We start from the raw sequence: 25893 nt of genomic DNA, 5'->3' as shown, positions 1-25893 counted from the left end.
AAATGGCCGCGGCAACTTGCTAAAAGTCACCGCGGCACTGAAACACTGAAGGAACCCCGAGAGGTCGCGCTAGCCCTGCAGGGCAGCCTTAACGGCCTCGGAGAGCCGCTTGCCATCGACCTGGCCAGCGGCCTTTTCCTTTGCCACCTTCATAACCTGCCCCATAATCTTCATGCTCGGCGCGTCATCGCCAGCAACCTCGGCCACGGATTCTGCGACGAGGTTCTTCACAGCGTCGTCGTCAAGCTGTTCCGGCTGGTAACGGGCGAAAACCTCTGCTTCGGCGAGCTCGGCGTCGGCAAGTTCCTGGCGGCCGTTCTCGGCGTACATCTCAGCGGACTCGCGACGCTTCTTGACCTCCCGCTCAATCACACGCAGCACTTCTTCATCGGTGAGCTCGTGCTTGGAGCCGGAGACCTCCTCGGTCTGGATGGCGGCCTTCAGCATGCGCAGCGCCGCAACGGTTTCCTTGTCGCGGGCCTTCATTGCGGCGGTCATATCGGAGACAATTGTGTTCTTCAGTTCACTCATACGCCCTAGATTACCGCTGTAGTTGATAGTGTCTCTGTCATGACATCGCGCGCTTTTTCCAACCGAATTCTGCGGTCTGCCGCAGCTATCGCCACGCTCGGCTTGACGACGTTCATCTACGCGAACCAAATCGAATTGCGCGCATTTAAACTCCACCGCGTTCAAGTTCCCGTGCTGACACCCGGCACACTCGCCCGGGCGGGAAAGCGCGAGGGCGAGTCTTTCCGGATTCTGCATGTCTCCGACTTCCACATGCTCCCCGACCAGAAGTTGAAGCAGAAGTGGGTTGCCAGCCTCGATGCTCTGAACCCTGACCTGGTGATTAATACCGGCGACAACCTGGGCAGCGACAAGGCCGTTCCCAGTGTCCTCGCAGCGCTCGGCCCCCTACTGAACCGTCCGGGTGCCTTCGTGTTTGGCACCAATGACTACTTCGCGCCGCGGCCCGTAAATCCGCTGAAGTACCTGACGGGCAAGAAGCGCAAGCCCTCACGTGTCGAACTACCGTGGCGCGGCATGCGCGCTGCGTTTATCGAGCACGGCTGGCAGGATGCCACCCATGCCCGACTGGAGTTTGTCGCGGGCGGAGTGAAGGTGGCACTGTCCGGTGTGGATGACCCTCATCACGAGTTGGAGGATTATTCGCAGATCGCCGGTGCCCCGAATGCGGATGCCGACATCGCTATCGGCCTGTCGCACTCGCCGGAGCCCCACGTGTTGGATGCTTTTGCGGACGATGGCTACGACCTGGTGCTTTCTGGTCATACCCACGGTGGCCAGGTGTGCCTGCCCGGAGGGAAGGCCATTGTGACCAACTGCGGTATCGACCGCTCGCGGGCCTCGGGATTGTCGCGCTGGACCGAGAAGACGTGGCTGCACGTCTCCAATGGCCTTGGCACTTCCCCCTACGCCCCGGTGCGCCTGTTCTGCCACCCATCCGCGACCTTGATTGAGATTGTGGAGCGGGATTCGTAGTTTGTTGATCGCAGGGATGCAGTTTGTAGATCGTACGGGTGCGGTTCGTAATTCGTTGGGCGCGGTTCGTAGTTCGTAGTCCGTTGGGTGCGACAGAGACCGACGCTTGGCCCCGCAGCCCGTTAAGCAGGCGTTTTGCATTCTGGCTCAGCGTCGGGCTAAAGTAAGTCCTCGCAAGCACAGCACTGAGACATATGTTCCCAGTTCGTGTCTGCGGCCTCGGGGTATGGCGCAGCTTGGTAGCGCGCTTCGTTCGGGACGAAGAGGCCGTGGGTTCAAATCCCGCTACCCCGACCAAGTAAAAACCCTCTCTCACCTGGATTTATCCAAGTGAGGGAGGGTTTTGTCATTGGCTACTTTCCGCCGCCGTTCAGGGACGCTAGACAAAAAGCGTGCCTGGTTCTCAAGGTAGTGACTGGCCAGCCCCCCCCACTGCGGCAGCACCACAGCCCGGGATTACGTGGCAAAACAGACAGCCCGAAAACTCCGGGGCTGCAAATGTGAAACTGTGCGAGTTTATGACACTTTCAGGCCATTTTTCGGACCATTTTTGACATAAACGCAGTCAGTAACTCGGATCGACTCAACGCCACCTGACATAAACGCAGTCAGTAACTCGGATTGGGCGTAAGTAGCGAAGATGCCCACCCGCCGACGCACCGTTCATCACTCGTTCCACTATTTTTTCGCTACCGGGTCCACAGAGCCTTACCCCACTCCCCCAAATGCCCCTTTCACCCCGCGTAGAGCAATTTCGTGGCTGTTAGTCTGTAGAGGTACGAACTTTTTTAACAGCAATGTGAAAGTAGCCCCCAAGTGACGCACCTGGCAGCAGCTCTGGCATCAGCCAGCTCCTTTACAGCCAGTCCTCCGTCGGCGACCGCACCACCAGACCAGACATTGGCTTCTGAGTTTGCGTCCGGCGGCGTATCGGCAACATTGAATTCTTTAGATTCCGTTCTTTCTGCCCCAGCAGCTATTTCTGCCCCGGCAACTATTACCGCCCAGGCAAGCAGCTCCGCAGAGCACGCGACAACGCTCGCAGCCCAAGCAGCTCAAGCCACCCAAGCAGCTCAAGCCGCCCAAGTCTCCGCCGACAGCCTGACCCTCCTTTCGGTCCCGCTGCTGGTCGCGGTTGCCCTGGCGCTGACCCCACTGTTTGTGAAGCTCCTTGGTCGTCACGCAGGCTGGCCCATCGTCGCGTTTTTTCTCGCGTCGGTGGTCCAGCTTTCACGTGTAACGGGCGATATCCTCGACGGCACCACCTTCACCTGGTCCCGCGTCTGGTCCCCGGAGCTAAACGCGGCGTTTGCGCTGAAGCTCGATCCTCTCTCCATGGTGTTCAGTTTCTTGGCGCTGTTGGTGGGCTCGATAGTCTTCATCTACTCCACCGCGTATTTGCCGCCTAAGAAGTCCGCGATGAGCTTCTACGTCCTGATGACGGCGTTCATGCTGGCGGTTTTGCTCCTCGTGCTTGCCGACGACATCATGCTCCTCTTCATTGGGTGGGAGCTGGTCTCGATGGCGTCGTTCCTGCTCATTGCAAGGTCGGGCTCGTCGGGCGAGTTGGGCTCGTTGCGCACACTCCTGCTGACCTTCACCGGCGGCCTGCTGCTTCTGGCCGCCCTCGGCGGTGCTGTGTGGCTGACCGGTTCCACGAACCTCACCGAGGTTTTGGCTTCGCCTGAGTGGGAGGCCAACCCGGCAGCACGCAGTCTCATTGCCGCGCTGGTGGCCCTGGGTGCTTTCACGAAGGCAGCTCAGTTCCCTTTCCACGCCTGGCTTCCAGAGGCCATGGCGGCAGCAACTCCCGTCTCGGCTTTCTTGCACGCAGCGGCCGTCGTCAAGGCGGGCGTTTACCTGCTGATGCGTTTTTCCACGGTCTTCGCGGACGTGCGCGTGTGGCAGTTGCTGCTGATTGTCATGGGTATGTGGACGGCTGTTGCCACGGCCTACTTTGCGTTGCAGCAGACTGACTTGAAGAAGCTGATTGCGTACTCGACGGTCTCGCAGTTGGGTTGGATTGTCGCCACGATTGGTGTGGGCACGAAGTTCGCCATTATGGCTGCGGTTGTGCACACCATTGCGCATGCGATGTTTAAGTCTTCGCTGTTCATGATGGCTGGCGTGGTTGATCACCAGGCGGGCACGCGCGACATTCGTCGCTTGGGTCCGCTGTGGAAGCAGATGCCGTGGAGCTTTGGCTCGATGATTTTCGGTGCGGCATCGATGGCGGCAATTCCGCCGTTTTTCGGCTTCATGTCGAAGGAGGGCATGCTGACCGCATTCGAGGGCGCACCTTTGACCAACACCGGCGTGGTCATCCTGCTGACAGTGGCGGCAATTGGTGCGATTGGTACTTTCGCGTACTCGGCACGTTTGGTGTTCGGTGCGTTCGTGGATGGTCCGCGCAACGTTGACCACATCACTGAGGCCCCGATTTCGCTGTGGCTTCCGGCCGCCATCCCTGGCGTGCTGAGCCTGCCTGCAGCCTTCGCTGCCGGCGCTATTTTGAACCGTCCGTTGGACCGCGTGGCGGATACGGTCGGTCAGCTTCCGGCTAGCACGACTCAGGAATCGCACTTGAGCCTGTGGCACGGAATAAATGTGCCGCTGATTATCTCTGTGATTGTGCTGGCTGTCGGCGTGGGCTTCATCTTCACTCGCGCTCGCGTAGGCGCTGTCATGGCCGACCGCAAGCTCTTCCCGTTCACTGGCGTGGAGGCAATCAATGCGTCGCTGAGCGTCTCGCAGCGCGTGGGTCGCGTGCTGGCGAAGATGGCGCGTTCGCATCAGCCGTCGCGTCACCTGTTGCCGCTGCTTGGTCTGCTCGCGGTGTACGCCCTGGTCATTGCAATCGCTCCGGGTGTCGGCGGTGCTCCGGTGCTACCGAAGATCGACGACATCGACCACCTGACCGATCTGATTCCGCTGGTCGTTGTCCTGATTGGTGTGTGGGCCACGCTTCGGGCAAAGAACCGTCTACAGGCGGCTGTGCTGCTCAGCGTCACCGGTGTTGGTGTCACGTTGCAGATTCTCCTGCTGGGCGCACCAGATGTGGCATTGACGCAGTTCATGGTGGAAATCCTGACTGTCGTGCTGATGATGCTGGTGCTGCGCTTCCAGCCTCGCGCGTTCTCTGAGACCTCAAAGAACCGCCAGGCTTCCGCCGCGGTCGTGGCAGCTGCCGTAGGCTTGGCTACGTTCGGCGCGGTGTGGTTCCTCACTGGCCGTCGTCAGTTGCCTGAGGTTGCGCAGTGGTACATCGACAACACTGAGAAGGTCACGGGCGAAACCAATATTGTCAACGTGATCCTGGTTGAGTTCCGTGCTTTCGATACCATGGGTGAGCTGGCGGTTCTCGGTATGGCGGGCGTCGCGATGGCAGCGGTTGTCACGTCGATGCCTCGCTTCCCGCACCTGCTCGATCAGCCCTCCCCGCTTGCGGAGCCCGCTCTGAACTCCATCATGATGCGCTGGCTGGTCCGCTGGCTGTCGCCGGTTCTGTTCGCCCTGTCTGCCGTGGTTCTCTACCGCGGCGGTACCGCCCCGGGTGGCGGCTTCAACGCGGCGCTGATTGGTGCCGCCGCCGTGATGCTGGTTTACCTGTCCAAGGACCGCGACGAGCTGGTCTTCGGCAAGAAGACCCCGGTGGCGCTCAGCGCTGCGGGTGTCATAACAGCAATCGTCACGGGCTTCATCGGATTCGCCAAGGGGTCGTTCTTGGCACCGCTGTACGGCGAGTTCCTGGGCCAGCACCTCACCACGGCATTGCTTTTCGACGTCGGCGTGTACCTGGCCGTCATCGGCATTGTGGCGACCGCACTGAATCTCCTGGGCGGCCCGAACCGTCCTGGGGTGACCGGGTCGGACGATGTGATGCAGGATCTCTACTCAGACCGCTCTAGCTTGCGGGTGCCGCCGGAGATGGGCGTGTTCGCCTCAGAAGCGGAAAGTGCTCCCGCCCCAGCTCATGCCACCGTTGAGGAGGCCAAGAAGTGATTATCGCCATCATGGCTGCCGTCCTCGCTGGCGGTGGCACGTACCTGGTGCTACAGCGCGGCATGCTGCGCACCATTATCGGTATGACTCTGATTTCCCATGCCGCTAACCTGATTATTTTGTCCACGGGTGTCGGCGCCTGGCGCGGCGAGCCGCTGCTGGGCAACGAAGCCACTGCGGGCGCTGGCGCTGCCGAGCAGATGGCTGACCCGTTGCCGCAGGCATTCGTGCTGACGGCCATCGTGATCACCATGGCTGTGACCGCGTTCATGCTGGCACTGGCTGGTTTGGGCCGTGACGACGATACCCGTATCCATGAGGATCGCGAGGCTATGCGACAGCTGTCGACGGCTGGTCGTCGTGCGGGTAAGAATGTTCCGGCGGACTCGGACTCCACGGTCACCGGTACCCCAGGGGTCTCTTCGGCTCCGAACAAGTTCCCGCGCGAGACTCCTTTCGGCGGTGACGAGAAATGGTAGAAGCCTCTGCAATGACCTCTGCAATGTCCCCTTCAACTTTGTCTTCGCTACTGCCACTGTTTGCGGCACTGCCGCTGATTTTGTCGGCAGTCACAGCCATCCTGCCGAAGCTGTGGATGCGCGCGACGATGGGCATCGCCGTTCCGGCCCTATCGTCGCTGGCTGCATTTTGGGTGATGTTCTACGTCACTGAAAACGGCCCGGTCGGCCACGGCGTGGGCGCGTTCCCCGGTGGTATCTCGATTCCTTTCCTGGCGGACACGTTCTCCATGCTGATGCTGGGTGTGGCTGCCGCTGTGGTTGCCATCGGTAACTGGTTCGCCCACGTCGCGGGTGAAAACACCTCTCGTTTCTTCCCTTCCCTGACGCTGATGATGCTGTCCGGCATGTCGGGTGCTTTCCTGACTGCCGACCTGTTCAACTTCTTCGTGTTCATGGAGGTCATGCTGCTGCCCTCCTACGGCCTGATTGCGGTCACCGGTACCTGGCACCGCCTGGCTGCTGGCCGTAACTTCGTGCTGGTCAACCTCTTGACCTCCACGGTGTTGCTGATTGGTGTCGCGCTGATCTACGGCTCGGCGGGCAATGTGAACATCGCAATGCTGGCCGACATGGCCAGCAAGGGCGGCCCTGGCGGCACGGGTGTGGTCGCGTTGGGCATTGTCATCATCGCACTGTGTGTGAAGGCTGGTTTGGTTCCGGCGCACACGTGGTTGCCTAGGACGTACCCGTCGACAAGCCCTGCGGTGATGGCGCTGTTCTCTGCGGTGCATACGAAGGTGGCGGTGTACATGCTCTTCCGCATCTACGTCGTGATTGTGGGCATGAACCCCTCCTGGCACTGGCCGATCATTATCATCATGGCGATCTCGATGCTGGTTGGCGCGTTTGCTGGTCTCGCCGAGAACACCATGCGTGAGGTGCTCGCCTACCAGATGGTCACGGGTATGCCGTTCATTCTGATTGTGCTGGCGTTCACGGATGCTAACGACGGCCAGGACGCCAAGGCAGCACTGGCTGCGGGTATTTTCTACGCGATCCACCACATGGTGACTGTCGGTGCCCTCATCCTGGGCTCCGGTGCGGTGGAAGAGACCTACGGTACGGGTACGCTCTCCAGGCTTTCTGGGCTTGCCCGCCGCGACCAAGCAGTCGCTTGGGTGATGGCGGCGATGAGCTTCTCCATTGTTGGTTTCCCGCCATTTTCCGGTGTGTGGGGCAAGGTGGGCATTGTCTTTGCCTCTGCCGCTACTGGCGATGCCCGTTCGATTATTGCAATCACCGCAATCATCGTGGCCTCGCTGGGCTCGCTGCTGGCCATGATTCGGCTGTGGCGCGCGGTCTTCTGGGGCCGCCCCATGCAGGGTGTGGACGATTCCGTTCGCGTTCCGGGCGCGCTGGTTGCGCCGTCCGCCATGCTGGCAATTGTTTCTGTGGCAATGTTTGTCGCGGTCGGTGCCGTCACTTGGGCGACTACCGGTGCGGCTGATGCGCTGCTGAATATTGATGGCTACCGCGAGGCCACTCTCGGCGGGGTTGAAAACGCCATCGGAGGTATTTACTGATGAAGTTCCTGCATGTTATCCGCTATTCCCTCTGGCTGGTCTGGCAGGTTGTTGTGGCTGCGACGGACGTGGTGCGCGATACGCTGCGCCCGCACCAGAAGCAGCAGCCGGTGCTCATTGGGCTGCCGCTGCGTGTGACGTCTGACCTTGAGGTCACTCTCTTTGCCGAGTCCATCACCATGACTCCTGGCACGCTAGTCTGCGGTGTCCGTGAGACCGATGTGGGACGGTTGTTTATCATCCACGCAATCTTCGGTGCCGACCTGGACGCGCTGTACGACTCCCTCTACGACATGGAGGAGCACCTCGTTCCCAGCCTCCGCGATGTCCCCCGCCCGAAGGCGTTCGTCTTCGAGGAGTACAACGCAGACCAGTTCATTGACCCGGATGCCGTCGTCGGCGTTGCCGCTGAGGTCGACCACGGTCTGCCGCTGCCGGATGGCATTACCTCCAAAGGCGAAGACAAAGGAGCACGCTCATGAATGACACATTGATCGATCCCACCGCAGTACAGGTAATCAGCGGCATTGGCATTGCTCTATGTTCAGTGGCGCTGCTTGTGGGCGTGGTGCTGATCTTCCGGGTCAAGGGCAATGTCTCACGCGCAGTGCTTTCCGACGCTGCCTTCTACCCCATGGTGGGAGTGTTCCTCACAACTGCCATGCTGCGGACTACGGCCATCACTTTCGATATTGCAATGCTGGCGGGTCTGCTTGGCATTCTGTCGACCGTGGGCCTGGCCCGAGTTATTTCCCGTGGCCGCCGCTAAGACCGATTAAGGACGAATCGCAATATGAGTATCGCTTCAATTCTTGTAACTATATTGTTTGCCGTGCTGGTCATTGGCGGATCTTTGTACCTGCTCCTGGCGGGCGTGGCCATGTGGCGCTCTAAAGATGCCTTGAGCCGGTTGAACCAGCTTTCAGCCGGAATCATGGTGGGCATCCCCGCACTGGTGATTGCCAACTTGGTCCTAGAGGCCGACCAGGGCGATTTGACGTGGGGCAAAACCCTCACCGCCATTCTGGCCATTGTTGCTGTCCTGGTCGTCGCCACTGTCGCATCCGAGGTACTTGGACGCGCGGTGCTGGGTGCCCGTGATGGCTCCGCTGAGGACTACGTGCCGGAGCGGTAGCTAGCGGCACGGGAAGCGTCCCGCATACGCTGCTTCCGGCCGGTTTCAGAGCAGCCTCTCAGTGCTCTCCAAGACCCCCTTTGGGCCACCCACCCTACCCAAAAGGGGGTATGTTTCCCCACACTTTTGGCCTCCCACAATGTGATGTACCTCTCATAGGATATGGGTCGCTCGTTAACCCCGTTTATGCCCCTAAATTGAGTGGCAGTTTTTGCCGTTAACTAACCTTTGGTTTCCCTTAGTTAGGGAACCCTTGGTTATCATTTTTGATGAATTCGCCGTTTGCCTGCACCTTTGTGACACCAAGAACAAAACAATCAATGCAATCCCGGTAAAGATTAGGAAAACAACACTTTTGTCATCCGATATTCAGGCAGAGGCCGGGGCCGTCCCGACCGACTCATAACCGCCCTCTTTCCAATATTTTTAGATGGATTTGAGCGAGCTTCAGGGGACACAACCAACTGGAGGCGGACCGAGCCACCTATTTTTTCATTGCAGCCCCTTGGCCCATCGGTTAACTTAATTTCTGTGAGATCGCCAAGAGCGACTCAAAATCTTTACCCCCGAGAACCTAAGGATTTTCTCATGTCCTGCTCTGCAGAAGATATCGCAACCATCCTCGAAGCCCTTCCGGCCGTCACCGTCGAGAGCCCGCTGCCGGCTTTCGAGCAGCTGGCTGGCGGCGACATCAACTTCGCTAACGTTGGTGGCGACCTGAACCTGCCGTTCGGTAACGACTTCCTGGACATCACCTCCAACGATGACTACTCCACCACCGACTCCCACGACACCGAGGTTTCCGACTTCCTGAACCCGGAGACCCACGTCGACCAGTCCAAGGACTTCGACTTCCTGAACCCGACCATTTCTGGCATCGGCAAGTAAGCTCCCGGGCTTCATGGCAGGACAATAACTCTGCCAATCCTTGACACAATAAACCGCGAGTCTCTAAAAAAGACTGCGGTTTATTGTTCAGTTAAAACCGATATTTTTCATTTCGTTACTGTCTAAAGGAACACCAAAAATGGACGTCACTCCTATCGTTGAGGTTCTGGAAGCAATGCCTTCCGGCCCGACCGTCAACGTCACCTTCGAGATTAACCCGACCATCGATGGTGATCTGACCCTCCTGGAAACCGGCGACTGGAACGCTCCGTTCGGCCGCGACTTCATGGACATCAACATCACGAACGATCAGTCCACACACAATGACAACTCCACCCACGTCAGTGGTGTTGAGGCTGATAGTGTCTCCGACGCTGCCGAACAGGGCCGAGAGGTGTCCGAGTCCGCCGAAGAGGCTGACGAGGCTGACGAGGCCGCAGCTGCTCCGAAGTCGATTTTCAACGGCTCCCCGAGCATGCCGGGCATCGGTGCCTAAAACAGCTCACACTTAGGGTTGTTCCTTAGCCGCCCCAAACGGGTCGGCGTGCAGGCAACCACAAAGCCCGTGGCTGTCATGCACAGACAGAATTTTTAAATAAAGCGTTAGCCCTGCAGCTGGTCAAACCACCTGCAGGGCTAACGCTTTTCGTACTTACTTCGTTGCCTTGAAGCGCTTTTCCACCTCAGCACCGAGCCAGGAATCAACGTTGGTCCAGTACTGGTAGACACGCTGCTCCACCTCTGGGGAAACGCCCTGCATGGCACCGACGATGTTGTTTGCCAAGCGATCACGCTCGGCATCGTCCATCACATTGCGGACAAGATCGCCTGCCTGCGAGAAGTCATCATCCTCAGGGTGCTGCACGTAGGCGCCGGCGTAGAACTCTTCGCCCACGCTTTCCCACTGGCCAAAAGTGCCAGCGTCAACCTGCCCCGCGTGACCGGAGCGGACTGGGCAGCCAGCGGCCTTGGCCGCAGCCGCGGTATCGGCCTCCGGGCCGCGTCCGGCGGCGTTGGAGCCATGAACCGGCAGATTCGGGTCAGCGTAGTGGTAGGTGCCGTAGCCGTCCTGCGAGAAGGAATTCACTGGGCAGCGCGGCTGGTTCACCGGCAGCTGGTCATGGTTGACACCAAGACGGTAACGGTGCGCATCAGCGTAGGAGAACACACGAGCCAGCAGCATCTTATCCGGGGAGAAGCCGACACCCGGCACGGTATTCGACGGCGCGAATGCGGCCTGCTCAATCTCGGCGAAGAAGTTGCCCGGATTGCGGTTCAGGGTGAAGTGACCGACCGGAATCAGCGGGTAGTCCTTCTGCGACCAGGTCTTGGTCAGGTCGAACGGGTTCACCTTGTAGCCGGCAGCCTCGTCGTAAGGCATAATCTGCACCTTGACGTCCCAGGTTGGGTAGTCGCCGCGCTCAATTGCCTCGAAGAGATCCTGGCGAGCGTGATCCGTGTTTTCGCCTACCAGCTCAGCGGCCTCATCATCCGTCAGGAAGTCCCAGCCCTGGCGAGTCTTAAAGTGGTACTTAACCCAGAAGCGCTCACCTTCAGCGTTAATCCACTGGTAGGTGTGGGAACCGAAGCCGTCCATATGACGGAAGTCCTTCGGAATACCACGGTCACCCATCAAGTAGGTGACCTGGTGAGCGGACTCCGGAGAGGCAGTCCAGAAATCCCACTGCATATTGGCATCGCGCAGACCCGTATCCGGCAGGCGCTTCTGAGAGTGGATGAAGTCCGGGAACTTAATGCCATCGCGGATAAAGAACACCGGCGTGTTGTTGCCCACGATGTCGAGGTTGCCCTCTTCGGTGTAGAACTTCAGCGAAAAACCGCGCACGTCACGCCAGCCATCCGGGGAGCCCTGCTCACCAGCGACAGTGGAGAATCGCGCCAGCATCGGAGTGACAGTGTTCGGCTGGAAGACGGCAGCCTTGGTGTACTTGGAGACATCCTCGGTGATGGTCAGCTCACCGAAAGCACCTGCGCCCTTAGCGTGAACAACGCGCTCCGGGATGCGCTCACGGTTGAAGTGTGCGAGTTTTTCCAGCAAGTGGATGTCGTGGAGGTTGATACCTCCCTGCGGGCCGTTTGTTAGCGAATGCTGCTCTGTAGGAACCGGCGCGCCGTTAAGACGAGTGGTCGGACCATTGGAGCCTTCATAGAGATTCGACATGGGGTTTCCTCCTAAAGACGAGGGCTAGATGTCAGTCGCAACATGCCCTGACGTTTTCCACCCTACACGAAGTTTCATATTTTGCCTATCAGTCCTCTGGGATTGATATATGGACTTAATTATTAGTCCGATTAGGTTCGCTATATCGGCGACGAACACTCGACCCAAAAAAGGCAGATTTTTCTCGAAGAAAACCGCACACAATGACCGTCGAAAAGCACTTACTGCGCTTTCAAGCAATACCTATCAGCAGTGAATAAAAGGTATAGCCAGCACTACCACTGCCCGCAGGCGTTGAGGGTAGGATTTTTCGCGTACCACGCTGTCAATTTGGATTCTGATCGGATACTTCTGCAGACATGAAAAAACAAGGGAGGGGCGCAAAAGCGCTCACAGTCTTCAAGTACACGCTGGCGTTGCTGGCGACCATTGCGCTTCTCAAGATCGCATTCTTCCCCGCTAACGACGAGGACTATGCGCAAGCAACCGGTGATTTCTCCCAACCCACCACGGAGCTATCCCCTCAGCGGATCAATAACACGCAGAAACTGTCTGCCACCATCGTCCCGGATGAGCCCACCGTGATCCGTGCCAACGCGTCTGGTGAAATCACTGACGCCTTTGTCAACAGCGGTGGCAACGCCGTAGAGGGCCAAAACCTGCTCCAGGTGAAGAAGACCTCGGTGTCCGAGAATGCCAGCACCTCCGGCAGCGCGGATTCCGATGATGAAAGCGCCGCAGCTGCCGCGCCCGAAACTACCGTGACCTGGGGAAACATCACCGCTAAGGCTTCTGGCACTGTGCAGTGGGATATCGTCATTGGCCAGACGGTCGAGATTGGCCAGGAAATTGGCACCATTTCGCCGAATAGCTTCCACGCCGTAGCACCTATTAAGCCGAGCCAGCTGTACACGCTGGGAGACTCGATTAACAATGGCCGCCTCGCTATCACCGATGGCCCGGCACCATTTTTGTGTGATTCAGTGAAGACTGTCACGGGAAGTGGCACGGGCTCGCAGAACACCGGCGCCGGAGAGGGTGCTGGCATGGGTGCCGCCGCTGCGGGGAGTTCCTCGGGCGGCCCACAGCTGCGCTGCGATATTCCCGCAGATCAGACCGTCTACGAAGGTGTTCCCGCAACGCTGATTCTTGGCAGCGGCACGACCTCGGAGGTTCCAGCACTGCCAGTGACCGCCGTGGAGGGACGCTTCCGCGAAGGTGTTGTCTACGCTCCAGCTAAGGATGGCGGCAAGCCCACCAAGATCAAGGTCGAGCTGGGCGCCAACGATGGCACTTTCATTGAAATCAAGCGTGGCCTGAAGGAAGGCCAGCAGGTTTTGGAGTATGTGCCTTCCTACAGGAACGAGTTCGCTGGCGACGGCAGCGGCGACGGCACTGGCACCGGCACTGGTGAAGGCAGTGACACTGGCTTCGACGAGTCCGGCGATGACGCTGGCTCTGAAAAGTAGGCCCGCGCCATGCTTAGTTTGACCGCAGTCACTCGAACAGTGACGCTCCCCAACGGCGAGGAGCTGCCTATTTTGAAAGGCATCGACCTCGAAGTGCCACGCGGTGAGCACCTCAGCATTGTCGGCCAGTCCGGTTCGGGTAAGTCAACGCTGCTGAACATCATTGGCATGCTCGATTTGCCGGATTCTGGCACGTACACGTTCGACGGCACTGATATTTCCACCTTGTCGGATAGGAAACGCGCTGCGCTCCGGGGCGATAATTTAGGATTTGTCTTCCAGCAGTTCAACCTCTTCCCCTCCCGCACCACGCTGGAGAACGTCGAGGTTCCGCTGATGTACGACCGAGGCGAGAAGTTCTGGAATCGCACCGAGCTCGCCGCCGCGATGCTGGAGCGCGTCGGTCTGGGAGACCGCCTAGAGGCCACGCCTTCGCAGCTTTCCGGTGGTGAACAGCAGCGTGTGGCGATTGCCCGTGCGCTCGTGCGCCAACCGCAGCTCATTCTTGCCGATGAGCCCACTGGTGCGCTCGATGTCGACACCGGCAAGATCGTCATGGATCTGCTCGAAGAAGTCGCCACGGAAAACAATGCTGCGCTGATTGTGATTACGCACGATTTAGAGGTCGCCGAGCGCGGCGATCGGGCACTTGAGCTTCGCGACGGTCAGTTGCACGCCGACTCCGTCCTGCTATCTGCCGCCAACGCCATGCACGGCTTCGAGGAGGTTGCTGATGACGACGAATAAAGAAACCGAATCGAAGTCACGGCCGTCCTTCCTCTATGCGGCAACGCCTTATCTCGGCGCTCTGCTGGAAGCGTGGCATGAGCTGCGCATTAACCGTGGCCGCATCATGCTGTCGCTGGTCAGTGTGGCCGCGGCAGTGTGGGCGATGGCCACAGTCATTGCGCTTGGCAATATTCTCACCAGTTCCCAGGATGCGGTAACCGCACAGAGCACGGGCATCGCCGGCACGGTCACGTTGACTGCCGGAGCAGGTAGTTCCGGTTCTGAGGATGGCGGCGACTTCGGTGATGGCGGCTTCGGCGACGGTGCCAACGGCACAATGGCCGATAGCTTCGGTAGCTTCGGCGGTGAAGGAGCCGGTGGAAATGGCCCGGATGACCTGGGGGTTATCAACCCGGACGGGTCTGTCAATGACGCTTTTTCCACTGCCGCTCACCGCTTAGTGGAGACCACTCACGCCAACTTGTGGTCGCGGGTTCGTATGCAGCCAGCGACACCTGTTCAGAATTCGGAGGACTGTGCTCCGGATGACTATGAGTGCTTAGCGCCCGGCACACCCGAATTGATCGCCGCTGACCCAGGCTGGTTCGATATTTACGCCCGCACCATGGTGCAGGGACGTCGTTTGGAAGATGCCGATGGCCAGCGTTTGATGAACCCCGTGGTGGTCAATGACCAGTTCTACGAGACCCTGGGCAACCCTGCGCTGGCAGATCATCCCACTTTCACGTTGAAGGAAACGGGTAACACCACTTTCACCGTGGTGGGAGTGTATAAGTCCCTCGGATCGTGGGACGCCCCGAGCATTGTCACGCACTACGATTCCTTCCTCAATGCCGGCTACGAGGGTCCGGTGGGTGAGCCGCAACTTCTCGTCGCAACGCCTGAAGAGTCCGCGAAGGAGAACCAGAAGGCGCTGCACAACATTTTCCAGGCAGAGCTCGGCCCCAGCTGGAAGGTGAATACCTCCCTGTCGGAGAAGGACACGGAGATTTCCCAGGAAATGAATAACACCATCACTACGGCGCTGGGCATTATCGGCGGCATCGTGATCGCGCTTGGCGCGTTGGGCCTGCTCACGGTCTCGATTGTCACCATCGGCCACCGTGTCCGTGAGATTGGTATTCGTCGCGCAATGGGCGCGTCGGCAGGCCGGATTTTTATCTCTGTGTTCTTGGAGTCGATTGTCGCCACGACGGTGGCGGGCGTGGTTGGCGTGATTGCATCGATCATCACGGTCAAGCAGCTGCCGCTGGATAAGATACTGGCGTTGCCGCTGGAGACGGACGCCGTGGCCTACCCTGTCACGGCCGCTGTTATCGGCGTGTTGGTCGCGACGTTCGTGGGCGCGCTGGCGGGTATTATCCCGGCCACCATCGCAGTCCGCGTCAAGCCCATCGACGCCATTCGCTTCTAGCTTTTTCAGCCCTCGTTCGCCTGGCTGCGTCGCCGCCTGCTTTTTGCAGGTGAGGCCACGTGCAGCCAGGCGAATTATTTTTAGGTTTTAAGTTGCTAAGCTATTGCCATGACTCCCGCACGCCTCGTCTCTAATGACGAATACATCACGCAGCTGGCGCTGAAAGCCGGTCGTGGTGATCAGGCTGCGCTGACGGAGTTCGTACGGCTGACCCAGAAGGACGTGTGGCGTCTGGTCGCACATCTGGGTGGCGTTGATGCCGCGGATGATTTAACGCAGGAGACGTATCTGCGTGTGATGGGGGCGCTCCCCCGTTTTGCGGCGCGTTCTTCTGCCCGCACGTGGCTGTTGTCCCTGGCCCGGCGTGTGTGGGTGGATTCGGTTCGCCATGATTCGGCGCGGCCGAAGAAGTCTGCGGTGGAAGTGGAAAACGCTGCCGAGCAGTTTACGACCGGCGAGTCGTGGTCGGAGCTCGCTGATGCCCGCGTGCTGCTGGAGCAGCTGCCGGAGGAACGCCGCGAGGCACTCATTCTGACGCAGGTGCTGGGTTACTCCTACGCAGAGGCCGCGGAAATCGCAGGTTGTCGCGTGGGCACTATTCGCTCACGCGTCGCCCGTGCGCGCCGCGATTTGGTTGCCGCGCTTGACGACGGCGACAGTGCCAGCGGCGACTCTGCAGCTGTTTAGACCCGCTCCGGCCAGGGGACGTAGCTAGCCGTTGTAGGTTGTGGCCTCTCGAAGCTGACTAACGGTCTAGCTCGATTTTGTAAGTCGAGGCGATATCAGCATGCCCGATGGCATCCCGCATATCACGCTCCGCGTTTTTCAGGGCAGCTACAACAGCGGGGAGGCTCGCGTGCGGCGACATTGCCACGGTCACTTCCAAGGTAGGGATTCCATTATCGCGGTAGACCCGCGAATCCGCCTGGTTAATATGTGCGTTGCGCTCTAGATCGGTGCACACCGCATCGGCAACGTCGGCGACCGGCAGCGAAATCTCTCCCAGTTTTTCTTGTGATTCCGCTGCGGCGACGGTGCTGAACCGGTGCGAGCGCAGATTTGCGACCACCAAGATACAGCCGACGACCGCTAGAACCGCTGTGACCACACCGAGGACGGGAACATACCAGCTTTGCTCAGGTATTTTTCCCCAGGAGTCCATCCGTCCGGTGTCATGAAGCCACTGTGCGGGAGCGACGCCGAAGTAGCTCGCAATTGCCCATGTTGCTACCAGCAGTAGCAGCGCTGAGAAAAGAAACAGCACAATTCGGTCGAATACGCTTACTGATGTTTTCACTTGTCATCACCTTCGTATCCGCCGTGAGTTCCGGAAGCAAGTGCCGTGCCATTCTGGATTTCTTGGTAGTCAGACTTATGCATCCAAACTGGCAGGTTGGCATCGTCATCGACGCGTACATACCGACGCGGGGCAGGAAGAAACACCGCGATGAGCTGTCCCAGCCCATAGATTGCAGCGAGGATTCCGACGAGGAGCAACACCCATGACGCGGCTGAGCCCTGTGGGTTGCTGAACCAGTCGAATACCGGTTGTAACCATGAGGTGTCACCTGAGCTATTGGCGCTAATGATTGCTTCTCTACCTGCGACTATGGCCGCTGCAATCATCAACAGACCGGCGAAAACTCCCAGCCCGCGGACCTTCGGTGATTGACGCGGGTCACGTCCCTGGCGAGTTTCTACTGACTCGTCCGAGACCACCGCGGCCGATGACCTCTCAGTCGGCGTCATAGGGTGTCACCTCAATCTTTTTCAGTGGGCGCGGCTCTGGCGTGCTTACCACCACGGTACGTGGTTGTGGCACAGATACCGGGCGCAGCTGCTCCTGTCGCGGTGCGCGAACTTGTTTCAGCCGAGTTGGACGCGGCACTTTGACCGGACGCAGTAGCGCTGGTCTTGGCGCCTTGACATTAATTGTGCGTGGCGACGGCACTCGTACCGGACGCAGCTTTGGTTGCCGCGGGACACTCACCTGCATCAAGGACGTCGGCTTTGGCGCTGTGACCTTTCGCAGCTGTATGGGCCGTGGAATTGGTGTGCGACGCACCTGTTTCGGCTTCGGTGCCGGGGTGCGAACCACTGGCAGCGGCGGTGGCACAACAACGCGACGGGCCGGTTGCGGCTTTGGTGCCTTAATAGCCACAGCTGGTTGCGGCTTCGGCTGCATGACAAAGCGCACCGGTTGTGGAGCAGGTGCTGGGACACTGCGTACCCGTTGCGGACGCGGCGGAGTAATGCTGCGTACCGGCTGCGGTGTCACCGGCTGAATGCTACGCACTGACTGCGGCTGCGGTACTGAAATACTGCGTACCGGCTGCGGCGTCGGTACAGCGATGGACTGCACTTCTGGGACCCACCGCACCTGCGGGGTAGTCACTACCTGCTGGTTCACCCGGACAGGTGTCACCTGCGGGTGATCTGAAAAGTGCGCCAAGTCCTCTCTGGTGACACGCACGTGCCCGGGTTCGACGCTGTCGATGTCAACATCGACGGTGACATTTTCAAGTCCGGCCATGTCAGCGAGCCAGGTGGCAACGCTGGACCGAATGCGCACTGCAATTTCCGCTGTCGGCGCCGGCCATGATGCAACGGCGCGAACTGCGACTCGAACCGCACTAACGACGTTTGTAGTGGCAGAACTAGGGGCAATCTCACGGTCGATTGAGACAATTGGATAGTCGCGCCCTAGCACACGGGATTGGTCGAGGGTGCCGGGAACCGCGCGCACGGCCATCTCTACGATGCGGCGGATTGCCTTTTCGCTTACGACGGTGGTGCCACGCGTTGCTGGAACGTGGATAGTCACCGTCGGCGGCCTCCTCGGTTGAACTTACGGTTGAGCTCGGGCGCGTCGATTTTGCCATCGAGTACCGCACCGGCTGCACCGGCCAGACCTCCGAAGGCAATAACCGCAAGAAAGCCCGTGAAACCACCAATCATTGCGGCGAAGCACAGGACAACGGCAATCGTCGCGAAGGTCTTTGTGTAATTATCGAACATGAAATTCCCCTTTTTACGGGCTTACCTGCCCATCCTGCCCGGCTTCGACGCGCAATAGTTGTTAACTACTGAACGCGTGGCTGCTCCTTGGGCTCGTTAGCAGCCGCGATGGCCTTGCGCTGCTCTTCGCGCTGCTTAGCGGCCTCTTCTTCGCGCTCCTGCGGGGTCTGGTAGTCGGTGTGAACATCGGAAACATCAACATTGACTTCAGTGACCTCGAGGCCAGTCATACGCTCAACGGAGCTAATGACGTTCTGACGGATAGCCTCTGCCAGCTCATGGATGGCAACGCCGTACTCAGCAATGATGGTGACGTCCACTGCAGCCTGGCGCTCGCCGACCTCAACGGCAATTCCCTGGGACACGTTGGCGCTGCCGCCGGAGACAAACTCACGGACGGAACCAGCGAAGCGATCCATGCCACCACCAAGGTCATAGACACCGGAGACCTCGCGGGTAGCGATGCCTGCAATCTTGGAGACGACACTGTCGTCGATAGAAGTGTGGCCGTGGCCGGTTCCCTTATTCGCAGAATCCGAGCCAGCCTGAGTTGCCGGAGTGTTCTTAGCAGAGTTCTTTGCATTGTCAGCCATGATGTGCCGTTCCTATTCTCAGTGATGTAGACGAAATGTCTGGACAACGCCAATGCTATAACTGCCGCAGGCAACCTGCAGTACGGCTAGGTGTACATAGCTGCGTGAGACCCCCTCTAGTAGGGCTTTCGTTATAAAAAATTCTTAGATAACCGGATCGCAGATTTGATTTGTTTTTGTCCACAGCCTTCCGGGTATTTTTGTATTTTTGGATTACTCCTGCGTGACGGCAGTTTTTACCTGCCATTCACGGTTCTGATGTTACGAGCGGCCCCCACTTGCCTGCAGAATGCTAACAAATTCAACAACTTTGTATAACAAGGTGCAATTTGCGGCACTATTCCATATTTCGACGTTGGATTAGTACCGGCCCTGGTTGGAACTCGTGCGCGCCACGATTTGGTTGCCGCGCTTGACGACGGCGACAGTGCCAGCGGCGACTCTGCTGCTGGTTAGTGCAGCTGTTTAGCCATGCTCCCCCGATAGGCGTTGCCCTTTTTGCCACCCCATTTTTGGAGCGCTATCGCACATGATTGCTCAGTTGAGCGTAGGTTCTGCCTTAACTGATAGTTTTATACATTTCCTTATATTCGCGATACGAAACGGGTATATAAACTGCCCGGCACGCTTAAGTTCCATCTTTTTCGACGAGATTAGCTTCGTTTTTGCGCATCTTTAGGATGATTGGACGCTTACCATGCGCGTTCGTATTCGCCCTCTAGGAAAATCAACCAGAGGAAATGCTTTTCAATGTGCGACCTGGAAGCGCCAGAACCAGTTTTTGGGCCGCCACCGACCAACTCACTGAGGAGCAGATTTCCCCATGAATAGACCTTCATGGATTTTCACTGTCACTGCCATCATCACGGCTACAACCGGACTACCGGCCTACGCTGCCACTATCAACCAAGGTGATCCAGTTGTTATCGTTCACGCTAATGGGCCACAAGCCAGTGTCTGTACAGCTGGCTACGTCGACAAAACCAACTCTCAGATCTACACAGCAGGTCATTGTGGGCAAGAAGGAGACACGGTGACGGATGGGACCTTCCAGAAAATTGGAGTATTCCAACCGTCTCCCACCTATAACCATTCACTAGATACGGGAAACGATATCGGAGTTGTTTCGCTTGATGACCCCGCTACTGCCGGTGAGAATTCGTATTCGGGTGACTCAATAATATCCCCAACAGATGTTCAAACTGGTGAGACAGTCTGCATATACGGAAACACTACGGGGAAAGTGACCTGCGGTTTAGCCGCTGATCGAGAGGCATACCAAATCGAGGACAACGCTCTACAGGTTCAGAATGTACACGCTCAACGCGGCGATTCCGGTGGCCCTGTATGGGTTCCGGAAAAAGGTGCTGTTGGCGTTGTATCGACTAATTGGAACATCATCGATGGGAACGGGCAGCAGCTTGGCTCCTATATCACCGCTAATTCACCCTGGTAAGAGGGCTTTGTTTGCGTAGGGCTTCCTGATGGGTGGGACGCGAGTCTTGTTCTTTGTGCTGCCCAATGGGTTCTGTGCAGGCGACTGCACAGAACCCATTCTTGTTATTAGGACTGCTGGCGGCGAGTCCAGAACCAACCGCAGCTTGCGATTACCGCACCAAACAGTGTCCAGAGAAGAACTCCGTTTCCGCCGGTCTTTGGCAGCTTACCGGTCTTGGTGTCGGTCACCTGCATGATCATGAGTTCGCCGGAGCCTTCGGCCTTGATAAGCGGGCTGCTGCCACCTACCACTGAGACGGTGTACTCCTTGGTCTCCTGGTCAATTGAGATTTCAAAAGCTACTGGCTCTGGCAGCAGGCTAAGTCCTGCCGGTGCCATCGTTTCTACAAGGTAGAAAGTGCCAGTCTCAGTGATTTCAATCGACTTCTGATCAGGCGTGATGGTGTAGACCGGTCCTCCACTGTGGTCTGGCTGACCACCTGCCGAGGGGTAGATATCGAAGGTCGCACCACCAAGTCCCGGTAGAATCTTGACTCCCTCACCATCGACGTACTCTGCCTTTTCCAAGGTCAGCTTGCCCGGCTTGGTGTCCGGTGCTTCGTAGTTATCGACGACACAGGAAATGGAAGACAGGACCTTATTGGATTCCGACATCTTTACGCGGAAACCGAACTCGCCCACATTCTCCACCTTGAGAGGTGAGGTTTTCCCGTCGCGGGTTTGAGTACATACGGCGTTGAAGTCACCGGTGGAATCCAAGGTGTCACCGCGGCGGAACAAAGTGAAGCCCTGCTTCTGTGTTTCAGCCAGAACCAGCGACTGCTCACGCTCGCTTTCAATGTTCCACGATGCAGTACCCTTATCGGATTCAGATCCGGAGGTTACCTTCATCGACTGATGAACCAACGGGCCATTACCAGAACTGATGACATTGTTCTTCGCAGAAAGAGTGAACTCCCAACCTGGGGCGCCGTCTTCGAGGACCTTGCCGTTTTCATCGACAATCCGCTTCTTGACCTTCACTACACCGTTACAACGAGAAGCGAGTTGTTCACCGATCTGCTTCATCTGCGCGGCGAGCTTGGAGTATTGCTCAACTCGGATGGTGTCGCCTGTACCGGAAATATCCTCACCCATGGTCTTAACCCCACGTGGACCATAGGTCCACTTGGATTGATTTCTCGTGATGTTATTCCAACGTCCGTCCGGGGTACGCTCAAACACACTGAAACCGTCCCCCTTGAAAGCTAGCTCGAAATTTGCCGTGGTATTCGTCTTTAAGTAACTCGCAGCATCCACGTAGTTTTTTGTGAACTGCCAATAAAGCCCTGGCTCTGAATTGGATACATTCGAGTTCCACCAACGTACATTTTTCAGCACGAGATCCTGAGTAACAGTTGTGTGCCGAGCATGCGTTCCACCTACAGTCAAGTCGACCATAATCGGGACGATGCGAGTTCCGGCCGCTTTCAGCTCATTTGCTGCGTCGATTGCCTGGTTAAGGGCAGATTCTTGAACAAATTCGCCACCAAGTTTTAATCCGGGCGCTTTCGAGGAATATGTCGGCATACCGTCGGTGATGAAGTACACCACGTCATAGTTTCCTGCCGCGACCTGCTTGAGGCCTGCCTCCCAGTTGGTCGAGCCGTCGCCTTGCCAATTAGCGACAATGCTCTTTGCCCGGTTTACACCTTGTTCTGATTGCAACGAGATGTAAGGAGGGTTCTGCCCATAGGTTGAGCCGTTAGCAGCACGTGGCGCTCCACCCGCGAAGTTGTAGATACCCAGTTCTGCAGGGGTTCCAGCCAACGAATCAATCAAAGCATTTGCCGCCCGCTTCGACTCGGTAAAGCCATTTGAATCAGCGTAATTCAGTGAGGTGGACAGGTCGGCCACCACAGCAATGCGCAGACCACAACGCTGCGGCATCGGCGGGTTAGCGACACGTCCATGAACCCACTGAGCTCCATCCGGCGGAGTAATAATCTCTGGTGGTTTTGGTGTGCTCTTTTTCTCTCCGTACACGTCGAGCGTCACCTTCAGGTTCTTGTTCTGTGAAAGATTATTGGTGAAGGTAAACACTGCATCTTTAGGCACGAGAGCAGAGTCAACCGGTTTGCCGTCCTTTACCGGAACAACGTCCATAGTGATGAACCCATTGCCAATGTTGACGTTGCGCTTCTGCAAAGTCACACCTGGTTCAATTTGATCCAGAGTGAGGTTGTACTTCTGCGGATCCAAGAAAGTCGCGTCAGTTTCGATACGCACCGTTGCATACTTCATGTGAGACTCCTCAGTCACCTTAGCCGTAAAGGCATTGGGCTTCTTCGGATCTACTGGGTCAGCTTTAACTGCAAACTCGTGACCGATGGCATCAAAGTGACGCCCTTCGACAGCCGGTGGCTTGGGGTCTTCGGAGGAATTTGAGCAGTTTTTAACTTCACCACTTAGATTGAAAGTCCACTCGGTACGCGCATTCGGGGCAAGCTTAAAACCTTGCTGCGCCACAGCAGTGACTTTGACAGTTCCTGGCTTGTTCTGCTCATAGACATGAGGTCCGGCGGGTGCCTTTTTTGCGTTGAGGTAGTAATCAACTCCCTTGGTATCCGGGATATTGATATAAGCCTTCTCCACGCACTCCGGTGCAGTAGCAGGGTCGACAAGAGTCGGTTCTGCTGGAGTTATCGTTCCCGGCCCCGGTTCCGGCTCCGGGGTCTCTGGCTCGGTGGGCTCAGTCGGCTCTGTCGGCTGGGTAGGCTCCGTCGGGTCCGTTGACGGGTCTGTTGGCTCACTCGGTTCGGTGGGCTCAGTGGAGCCGTCAGGAGTACCACGAAGGGTTATGGCCACGTCGCCAGTTCCTTTCGGGGTAGTGTAGTGAAGGCTGAGCGTGACTTTGTCGCCCAACTTTACCGTTTGATTCAACCCCTTATGTACGAATTCGAGTGGCGCCTGTCGAGCACTATCGTTACGAGTGATCTGCGGGTCGATTGCCCTGCCATTGATTTTCAAACTATAGCCCTGAATCCATCCTTTCCCACCAACGTTGAATTGCAGGCTGTCAATAGTCGCATCCCTATCGATTGTGAACTCGTATTCAGGAGTGGGGCGAGCATCAATATTCTTAAACTCATACTTCGGCGGAGACGTCGGAATGACCTCCGTCTGCGCCTGCGCCTGCGGCGCGTTGGGCGCAAACGCCTGACCGCTGACAACGAGAGCTACCGCTAGCAAAGCAGCCAAGAACATGCGAAGCACAGTTCGCAGTGAATCCGGCAAGCGGAATGTTGTCGAAAACATTAGTTCTTCCTACTTTCTGAGTTCTTCCTGCTAGCGGCGATAATGACGAATCCTCCACCAATCAGGGCTGCGGCGAGAGCTACCAGCCCTGCCACCTGTACACCGGTAAGCGCCAGCGAGCCGGAACTTCCGCTGCTTCCGGAGCTCGACGAGGATCCAGAAGAGTCCGAAGGTGTCGAGGTCCCCGGCTCATCAGGTGGCGTGGAGGTAGTCGACGGGGTCGTCGAGGTTCCCGGTTCACCCGGTGTTGTCGGCGTCGTTGGCGGGGTCTTCGGCGGAGTCGATGTGCCCGGCGTCGTCGGTGGAGTCTTCGGCGGTGTTGCCGGCGGCGTCGTTGGCGGGGTCTTCGGCGGAGTTGTCGGAGGTGTCGACGGTGGTGGCGTCTCCCCCGGCTTATGCGACTTCGCCACAATGACTCCCTCTACCGGAGTGGAGTCATAATCCAGCCCATAGAACGGCACCGATACTAGGAAGGGATTAATCTCCCGGTAGCTGTCGTTCGGAGCCGTCGAGGTAACGAGGTAAATACCCTGCGGCAAATCGCTGAACTTCACGGAGCCGTTTTCATCAGTGACCTGGCTAAAGTGAAGGTCTTTCGGCCACGCAGCAAGCTCAGCGGCAGTGGCCTTTTCAACCTTCTCGCGGTCCTGCGGCCTAGACGGCGAGACTCCCTTGAGACGCTCCAGATGGACGGTCACACCAGAAATAGAACCCGAAGCTGGCGAATTATCATCGTCCGGGTTTCCTGGGCTCAAGGTAATGCGCACAATGTCCGTGCCGCTCGTTGCTGAAACGCCCGGGGCATCCTGATGCCCAACAATTCTGGCCGCGTTGGCGTCATTCGCGCCAACTGCACCCATTGCTGAAACCAGAGCGCAGGCAGCTAAGAACGCAGCTATCCGGTTCCAGGTGGATGTCAAAGATTTATTCATTGTCGTTTTCCCACCACGAAGTGTTGTTATTATCCTCGGACGCTGATTCGCTGCCGTCAGCGAGTCCATCGCTGTCTGCGTCGCCATCAGCAGTCTCGACGTCCGCGTTCTCGGCGTCGTCGTCAAGCTCTTCGTCGGCGTCGAGGCGCTGGCGCCAGAGCCACCACGCAAAGCCCGTGCCAAGCACAAGTACCGCTACAAGCAGGGCATACATCCACCACTGCCATCCAGCTCCGTGCGTTTGATCGAAGATTTTGCTTTCCGACGGATCCATCGGCACTTGGTGCCCACGCACTAGCAAACGATGCGTGTTAATTCCGTAAGGAGTGCAAGTGATGAGGGTGATGTAGTCCTGGCCTTCAATGGGACGAAGATCATCGGTCTCATGCGGAAGTACAACCTTGATTTGATCAATCTCGTACTTCAGCTTGTGACCTGCGACCTGGATATAGAAGGCGTCTCCCTCTTTTGCTTTCCGCAGGTTATCGAAGAGCGTTACGTTAGTAAGTCCGGTGTGACCGGTAATGATGGAGTGGGTTCCAACACCGCCGACTGGAAGATCGGATCCGTATAGGTGTCCGAGCCCCTTGGCGAGCACCTCATCGCTGGTGCCGTGGTAAATCGGCAGGTCGGCCTGAATCTCTGGGAAGATCAGACGCGCCATCACGTCGGTAGCGTTTAGCTGATCGAGATAAGCGGCGTACTCGGGGTTGTGGTCATTAACTTCGTTAAGCCACGGGTCCAGAATCGGGCCGGTGGTTTGGCGCTCATTGTAAGAATGAGCGCGTTCCCACTGTTCATCTTTAACTTCTTGGGGTACGGACTTTTCCAACTTGGCGAACTCTTTGGCCGCCTTAGAGGTGCCGTAATTGTTCAATGCCGTGGAGACAACCGGGTACAGCATCACAAGTAAACCCACAATCACCAGAATTGCGGGGAGAACCATGCTGTTCTTCTTCGCCTGCTCAGGCTGATCAGGCTGGTCATCTGATGCGTCCCGCGTCAGCGTCGACGCAGAGTGTTTACCCACGGAGGAACTCCCAAGAAGTCAATCAAAAAGGGATGTGGCCTTTCTCTTTCTCACCGGCATGGGGTTGCCTGCTGTTGAAAAAGAGCACATCGAAAGGCCGCAACAGTAATTTCAGTGATGCGCAAACTACAGGAATGGCGTGCGCTGTTGAACGCACGCTATTCCCGCAACACTG

General features: G+C 57.7%; 24 protein-coding genes and 1 tRNA gene. 15 read left to right on the top strand and 10 right to left on the bottom strand.

The features are described from left to right. Nucleotides 1-69: 69 nt before the first annotated feature. A complete protein-coding gene (locus tag HMPREF2614_RS08525; protein WP_005511696.1) occupies nucleotides 70-531 on the bottom strand; it encodes a GatB/YqeY domain-containing protein in 462 nt (153 codons plus the stop codon). 39 nt (nucleotides 532-570) lie between these two features. Between HMPREF2614_RS08525 and HMPREF2614_RS08520 the strand changes: the two genes are divergently transcribed. The 10 genes from HMPREF2614_RS08520 (at nucleotide 571) to HMPREF2614_RS08475 (ending at nucleotide 10071) form a co-directional block, all read left to right on the top strand. Beyond that, nucleotides 571-1506 carry a metallophosphoesterase gene (locus HMPREF2614_RS08520; protein WP_070560700.1) on the top strand — a complete coding sequence of 312 codons (936 nt, stop codon included), beginning with the start codon at nucleotides 571-573 and terminating at the stop codon, nucleotides 1504-1506. A 220-nt stretch (nucleotides 1507-1726) separates the two neighbouring features. Beyond that, nucleotides 1727-1803: transfer RNA gene (locus HMPREF2614_RS08515), tRNA-Pro, on the top strand. A 519-nt stretch (nucleotides 1804-2322) separates the two neighbouring features. Continuing rightward, nucleotides 2323-5508, top strand: a complete 3186-nt coding sequence (locus HMPREF2614_RS08510) for a DUF4040 family protein (RefSeq protein WP_083300218.1) — start codon at nucleotides 2323-2325, stop codon at nucleotides 5506-5508. Beyond that, complete coding sequence (locus tag HMPREF2614_RS08505) at nucleotides 5505-5987, top strand: sodium:proton antiporter (protein WP_038627412.1); 483 nt, start codon at nucleotides 5505-5507, stop codon at nucleotides 5985-5987. Before HMPREF2614_RS08510 ends, HMPREF2614_RS08505 begins: the two co-directional genes overlap by 4 nt. Before the next feature lie 23 nt (nucleotides 5988-6010). Next, on the top strand, nucleotides 6011-7552 hold the full coding sequence (locus tag HMPREF2614_RS08500; RefSeq protein WP_070560986.1) for a monovalent cation/H+ antiporter subunit D family protein: 1542 nt from the start codon (nucleotides 6011-6013) through the stop codon (nucleotides 7550-7552). Further along, a complete protein-coding gene (locus HMPREF2614_RS08495; RefSeq protein WP_070560698.1) occupies nucleotides 7552-8034 on the top strand; it encodes a Na+/H+ antiporter subunit E in 483 nt (160 codons plus the stop codon). Before HMPREF2614_RS08500 ends, HMPREF2614_RS08495 begins: the two co-directional genes overlap by 1 nt. Continuing rightward, a complete protein-coding gene (locus HMPREF2614_RS08490) occupies nucleotides 8031-8321 on the top strand; it encodes a monovalent cation/H+ antiporter complex subunit F (RefSeq protein ID WP_005511667.1) in 291 nt (96 codons plus the stop codon). The genes HMPREF2614_RS08495 and HMPREF2614_RS08490 overlap by 4 nt, the downstream gene beginning before the upstream one ends. A 24-nt stretch (nucleotides 8322-8345) precedes the next feature. After that, nucleotides 8346-8687: a monovalent cation/H(+) antiporter subunit G gene (locus HMPREF2614_RS08485; RefSeq protein WP_016421914.1), complete on the top strand. Its 342-nt coding sequence runs from the start codon at nucleotides 8346-8348 to the stop codon at nucleotides 8685-8687. A gap of 588 nt (nucleotides 8688-9275) precedes the next feature. Then, nucleotides 9276-9575: a hypothetical protein gene (locus HMPREF2614_RS08480; RefSeq protein WP_038627407.1), complete on the top strand. Its 300-nt coding sequence runs from the start codon at nucleotides 9276-9278 to the stop codon at nucleotides 9573-9575. Between the two features lie 139 nt (nucleotides 9576-9714). Continuing rightward, complete coding sequence (locus HMPREF2614_RS08475; RefSeq protein ID WP_038627405.1) at nucleotides 9715-10071, top strand: hypothetical protein; 357 nt, start codon at nucleotides 9715-9717, stop codon at nucleotides 10069-10071. Nucleotides 10072-10227: 156 nt separating this feature from the next. Here HMPREF2614_RS08475 and HMPREF2614_RS08470 read toward each other — a convergent pair whose 3' ends face one another. After that, nucleotides 10228-11757 (bottom strand): catalase, encoded by a 1530-nt coding sequence (locus HMPREF2614_RS08470; RefSeq protein WP_070560695.1) that lies wholly within the window; start codon nucleotides 11755-11757, stop codon nucleotides 10228-10230. A gap of 359 nt (nucleotides 11758-12116) precedes the next feature. Here HMPREF2614_RS08470 and HMPREF2614_RS08465 point away from each other — a divergent pair, with 359 nt between their 5' ends. The 4 genes from HMPREF2614_RS08465 (at nucleotide 12117) to HMPREF2614_RS08450 (ending at nucleotide 16077) form a co-directional block, all read left to right on the top strand. Then, complete coding sequence (locus HMPREF2614_RS08465; protein WP_070560693.1) at nucleotides 12117-13226, top strand: efflux RND transporter periplasmic adaptor subunit; 1110 nt, start codon at nucleotides 12117-12119, stop codon at nucleotides 13224-13226. A 9-nt stretch (nucleotides 13227-13235) separates the two neighbouring features. After that, the gene (locus HMPREF2614_RS08460; protein ID WP_038627399.1) at nucleotides 13236-13973 is read left to right on the top strand and encodes an ABC transporter ATP-binding protein; all 738 of its coding nucleotides are present in this window, start codon (nucleotides 13236-13238) and stop codon (nucleotides 13971-13973) included. Next, a complete protein-coding gene (locus HMPREF2614_RS08455) occupies nucleotides 13960-15390 on the top strand; it encodes an ABC transporter permease (protein WP_070560691.1) in 1431 nt (476 codons plus the stop codon). Before HMPREF2614_RS08460 ends, HMPREF2614_RS08455 begins: the two co-directional genes overlap by 14 nt. A 108-nt stretch (nucleotides 15391-15498) precedes the next feature. Beyond that, nucleotides 15499-16077: an RNA polymerase sigma factor gene (locus HMPREF2614_RS08450; protein ID WP_048759123.1), complete on the top strand. Its 579-nt coding sequence runs from the start codon at nucleotides 15499-15501 to the stop codon at nucleotides 16075-16077. A 58-nt stretch (nucleotides 16078-16135) separates the two neighbouring features. Here HMPREF2614_RS08450 and HMPREF2614_RS08445 read toward each other — a convergent pair whose 3' ends face one another. From HMPREF2614_RS08445 to HMPREF2614_RS08425, 5 genes are all read right to left on the bottom strand, one after another. Then, entirely contained in the window at nucleotides 16136-16687 is a 552-nt protein-coding gene (locus HMPREF2614_RS08445) for a hypothetical protein (protein ID WP_049181724.1), read from the bottom strand. Next, complete coding sequence (locus HMPREF2614_RS08440) at nucleotides 16684-17139, bottom strand: hypothetical protein (RefSeq protein ID WP_070560689.1); 456 nt, start codon at nucleotides 17137-17139, stop codon at nucleotides 16684-16686. The genes HMPREF2614_RS08445 and HMPREF2614_RS08440 overlap by 4 nt, the downstream gene beginning before the upstream one ends. Continuing rightward, complete coding sequence (locus HMPREF2614_RS08435; RefSeq protein ID WP_070560688.1) at nucleotides 17126-18214, bottom strand: Asp23/Gls24 family envelope stress response protein; 1089 nt, start codon at nucleotides 18212-18214, stop codon at nucleotides 17126-17128. The genes HMPREF2614_RS08440 and HMPREF2614_RS08435 overlap by 14 nt, the downstream gene beginning before the upstream one ends. Further along, nucleotides 18211-18408 carry a hypothetical protein gene (locus tag HMPREF2614_RS08430; protein ID WP_005511694.1) on the bottom strand — a complete coding sequence of 66 codons (198 nt, stop codon included), beginning with the start codon at nucleotides 18406-18408 and terminating at the stop codon, nucleotides 18211-18213. Before HMPREF2614_RS08430 ends, HMPREF2614_RS08435 begins: the two co-directional genes overlap by 4 nt. Before the next feature lie 65 nt (nucleotides 18409-18473). After that, nucleotides 18474-19001, bottom strand: a complete 528-nt coding sequence (locus tag HMPREF2614_RS08425; protein WP_049181732.1) for an Asp23/Gls24 family envelope stress response protein — start codon at nucleotides 18999-19001, stop codon at nucleotides 18474-18476. An 823-nt stretch (nucleotides 19002-19824) separates the two neighbouring features. On the opposite strand from HMPREF2614_RS08425, the gene HMPREF2614_RS08420 reads away from it, so the two are divergent. Further along, nucleotides 19825-20457, top strand: a complete 633-nt coding sequence (locus HMPREF2614_RS08420; protein ID WP_049181734.1) for a trypsin-like serine protease — start codon at nucleotides 19825-19827, stop codon at nucleotides 20455-20457. A 107-nt stretch (nucleotides 20458-20564) separates the two neighbouring features. Here HMPREF2614_RS08420 and HMPREF2614_RS08415 read toward each other — a convergent pair whose 3' ends face one another. Genes HMPREF2614_RS08415 through HMPREF2614_RS08405 form a run of 3 tightly spaced genes read right to left on the bottom strand, consistent with a single transcriptional unit; the run spans nucleotide 20565 to nucleotide 25694 of the window. Further along, complete coding sequence (locus tag HMPREF2614_RS08415) at nucleotides 20565-23756, bottom strand: LPXTG cell wall anchor domain-containing protein (protein WP_049181735.1); 3192 nt, start codon at nucleotides 23754-23756, stop codon at nucleotides 20565-20567. Continuing rightward, nucleotides 23756-24688 (bottom strand): isopeptide-forming domain-containing protein, encoded by a 933-nt coding sequence (locus HMPREF2614_RS08410; protein ID WP_049181738.1) that lies wholly within the window; start codon nucleotides 24686-24688, stop codon nucleotides 23756-23758. Before HMPREF2614_RS08410 ends, HMPREF2614_RS08415 begins: the two co-directional genes overlap by 1 nt. After that, complete coding sequence (locus HMPREF2614_RS08405; protein WP_239392967.1) at nucleotides 24681-25694, bottom strand: class C sortase; 1014 nt, start codon at nucleotides 25692-25694, stop codon at nucleotides 24681-24683. Before HMPREF2614_RS08405 ends, HMPREF2614_RS08410 begins: the two co-directional genes overlap by 8 nt. Nucleotides 25695-25893: the final 199 nt, after the last annotated feature.

Origin of the sequence: Corynebacterium sp. HMSC074C11 (assembly GCF_001809455.1) — a bacterium.
GTDB lineage: Bacteria > Actinomycetota > Actinomycetes > Mycobacteriales > Mycobacteriaceae > Corynebacterium > Corynebacterium amycolatum.
This window is presented reverse-complemented; position numbering and strand designations above follow the sequence as displayed.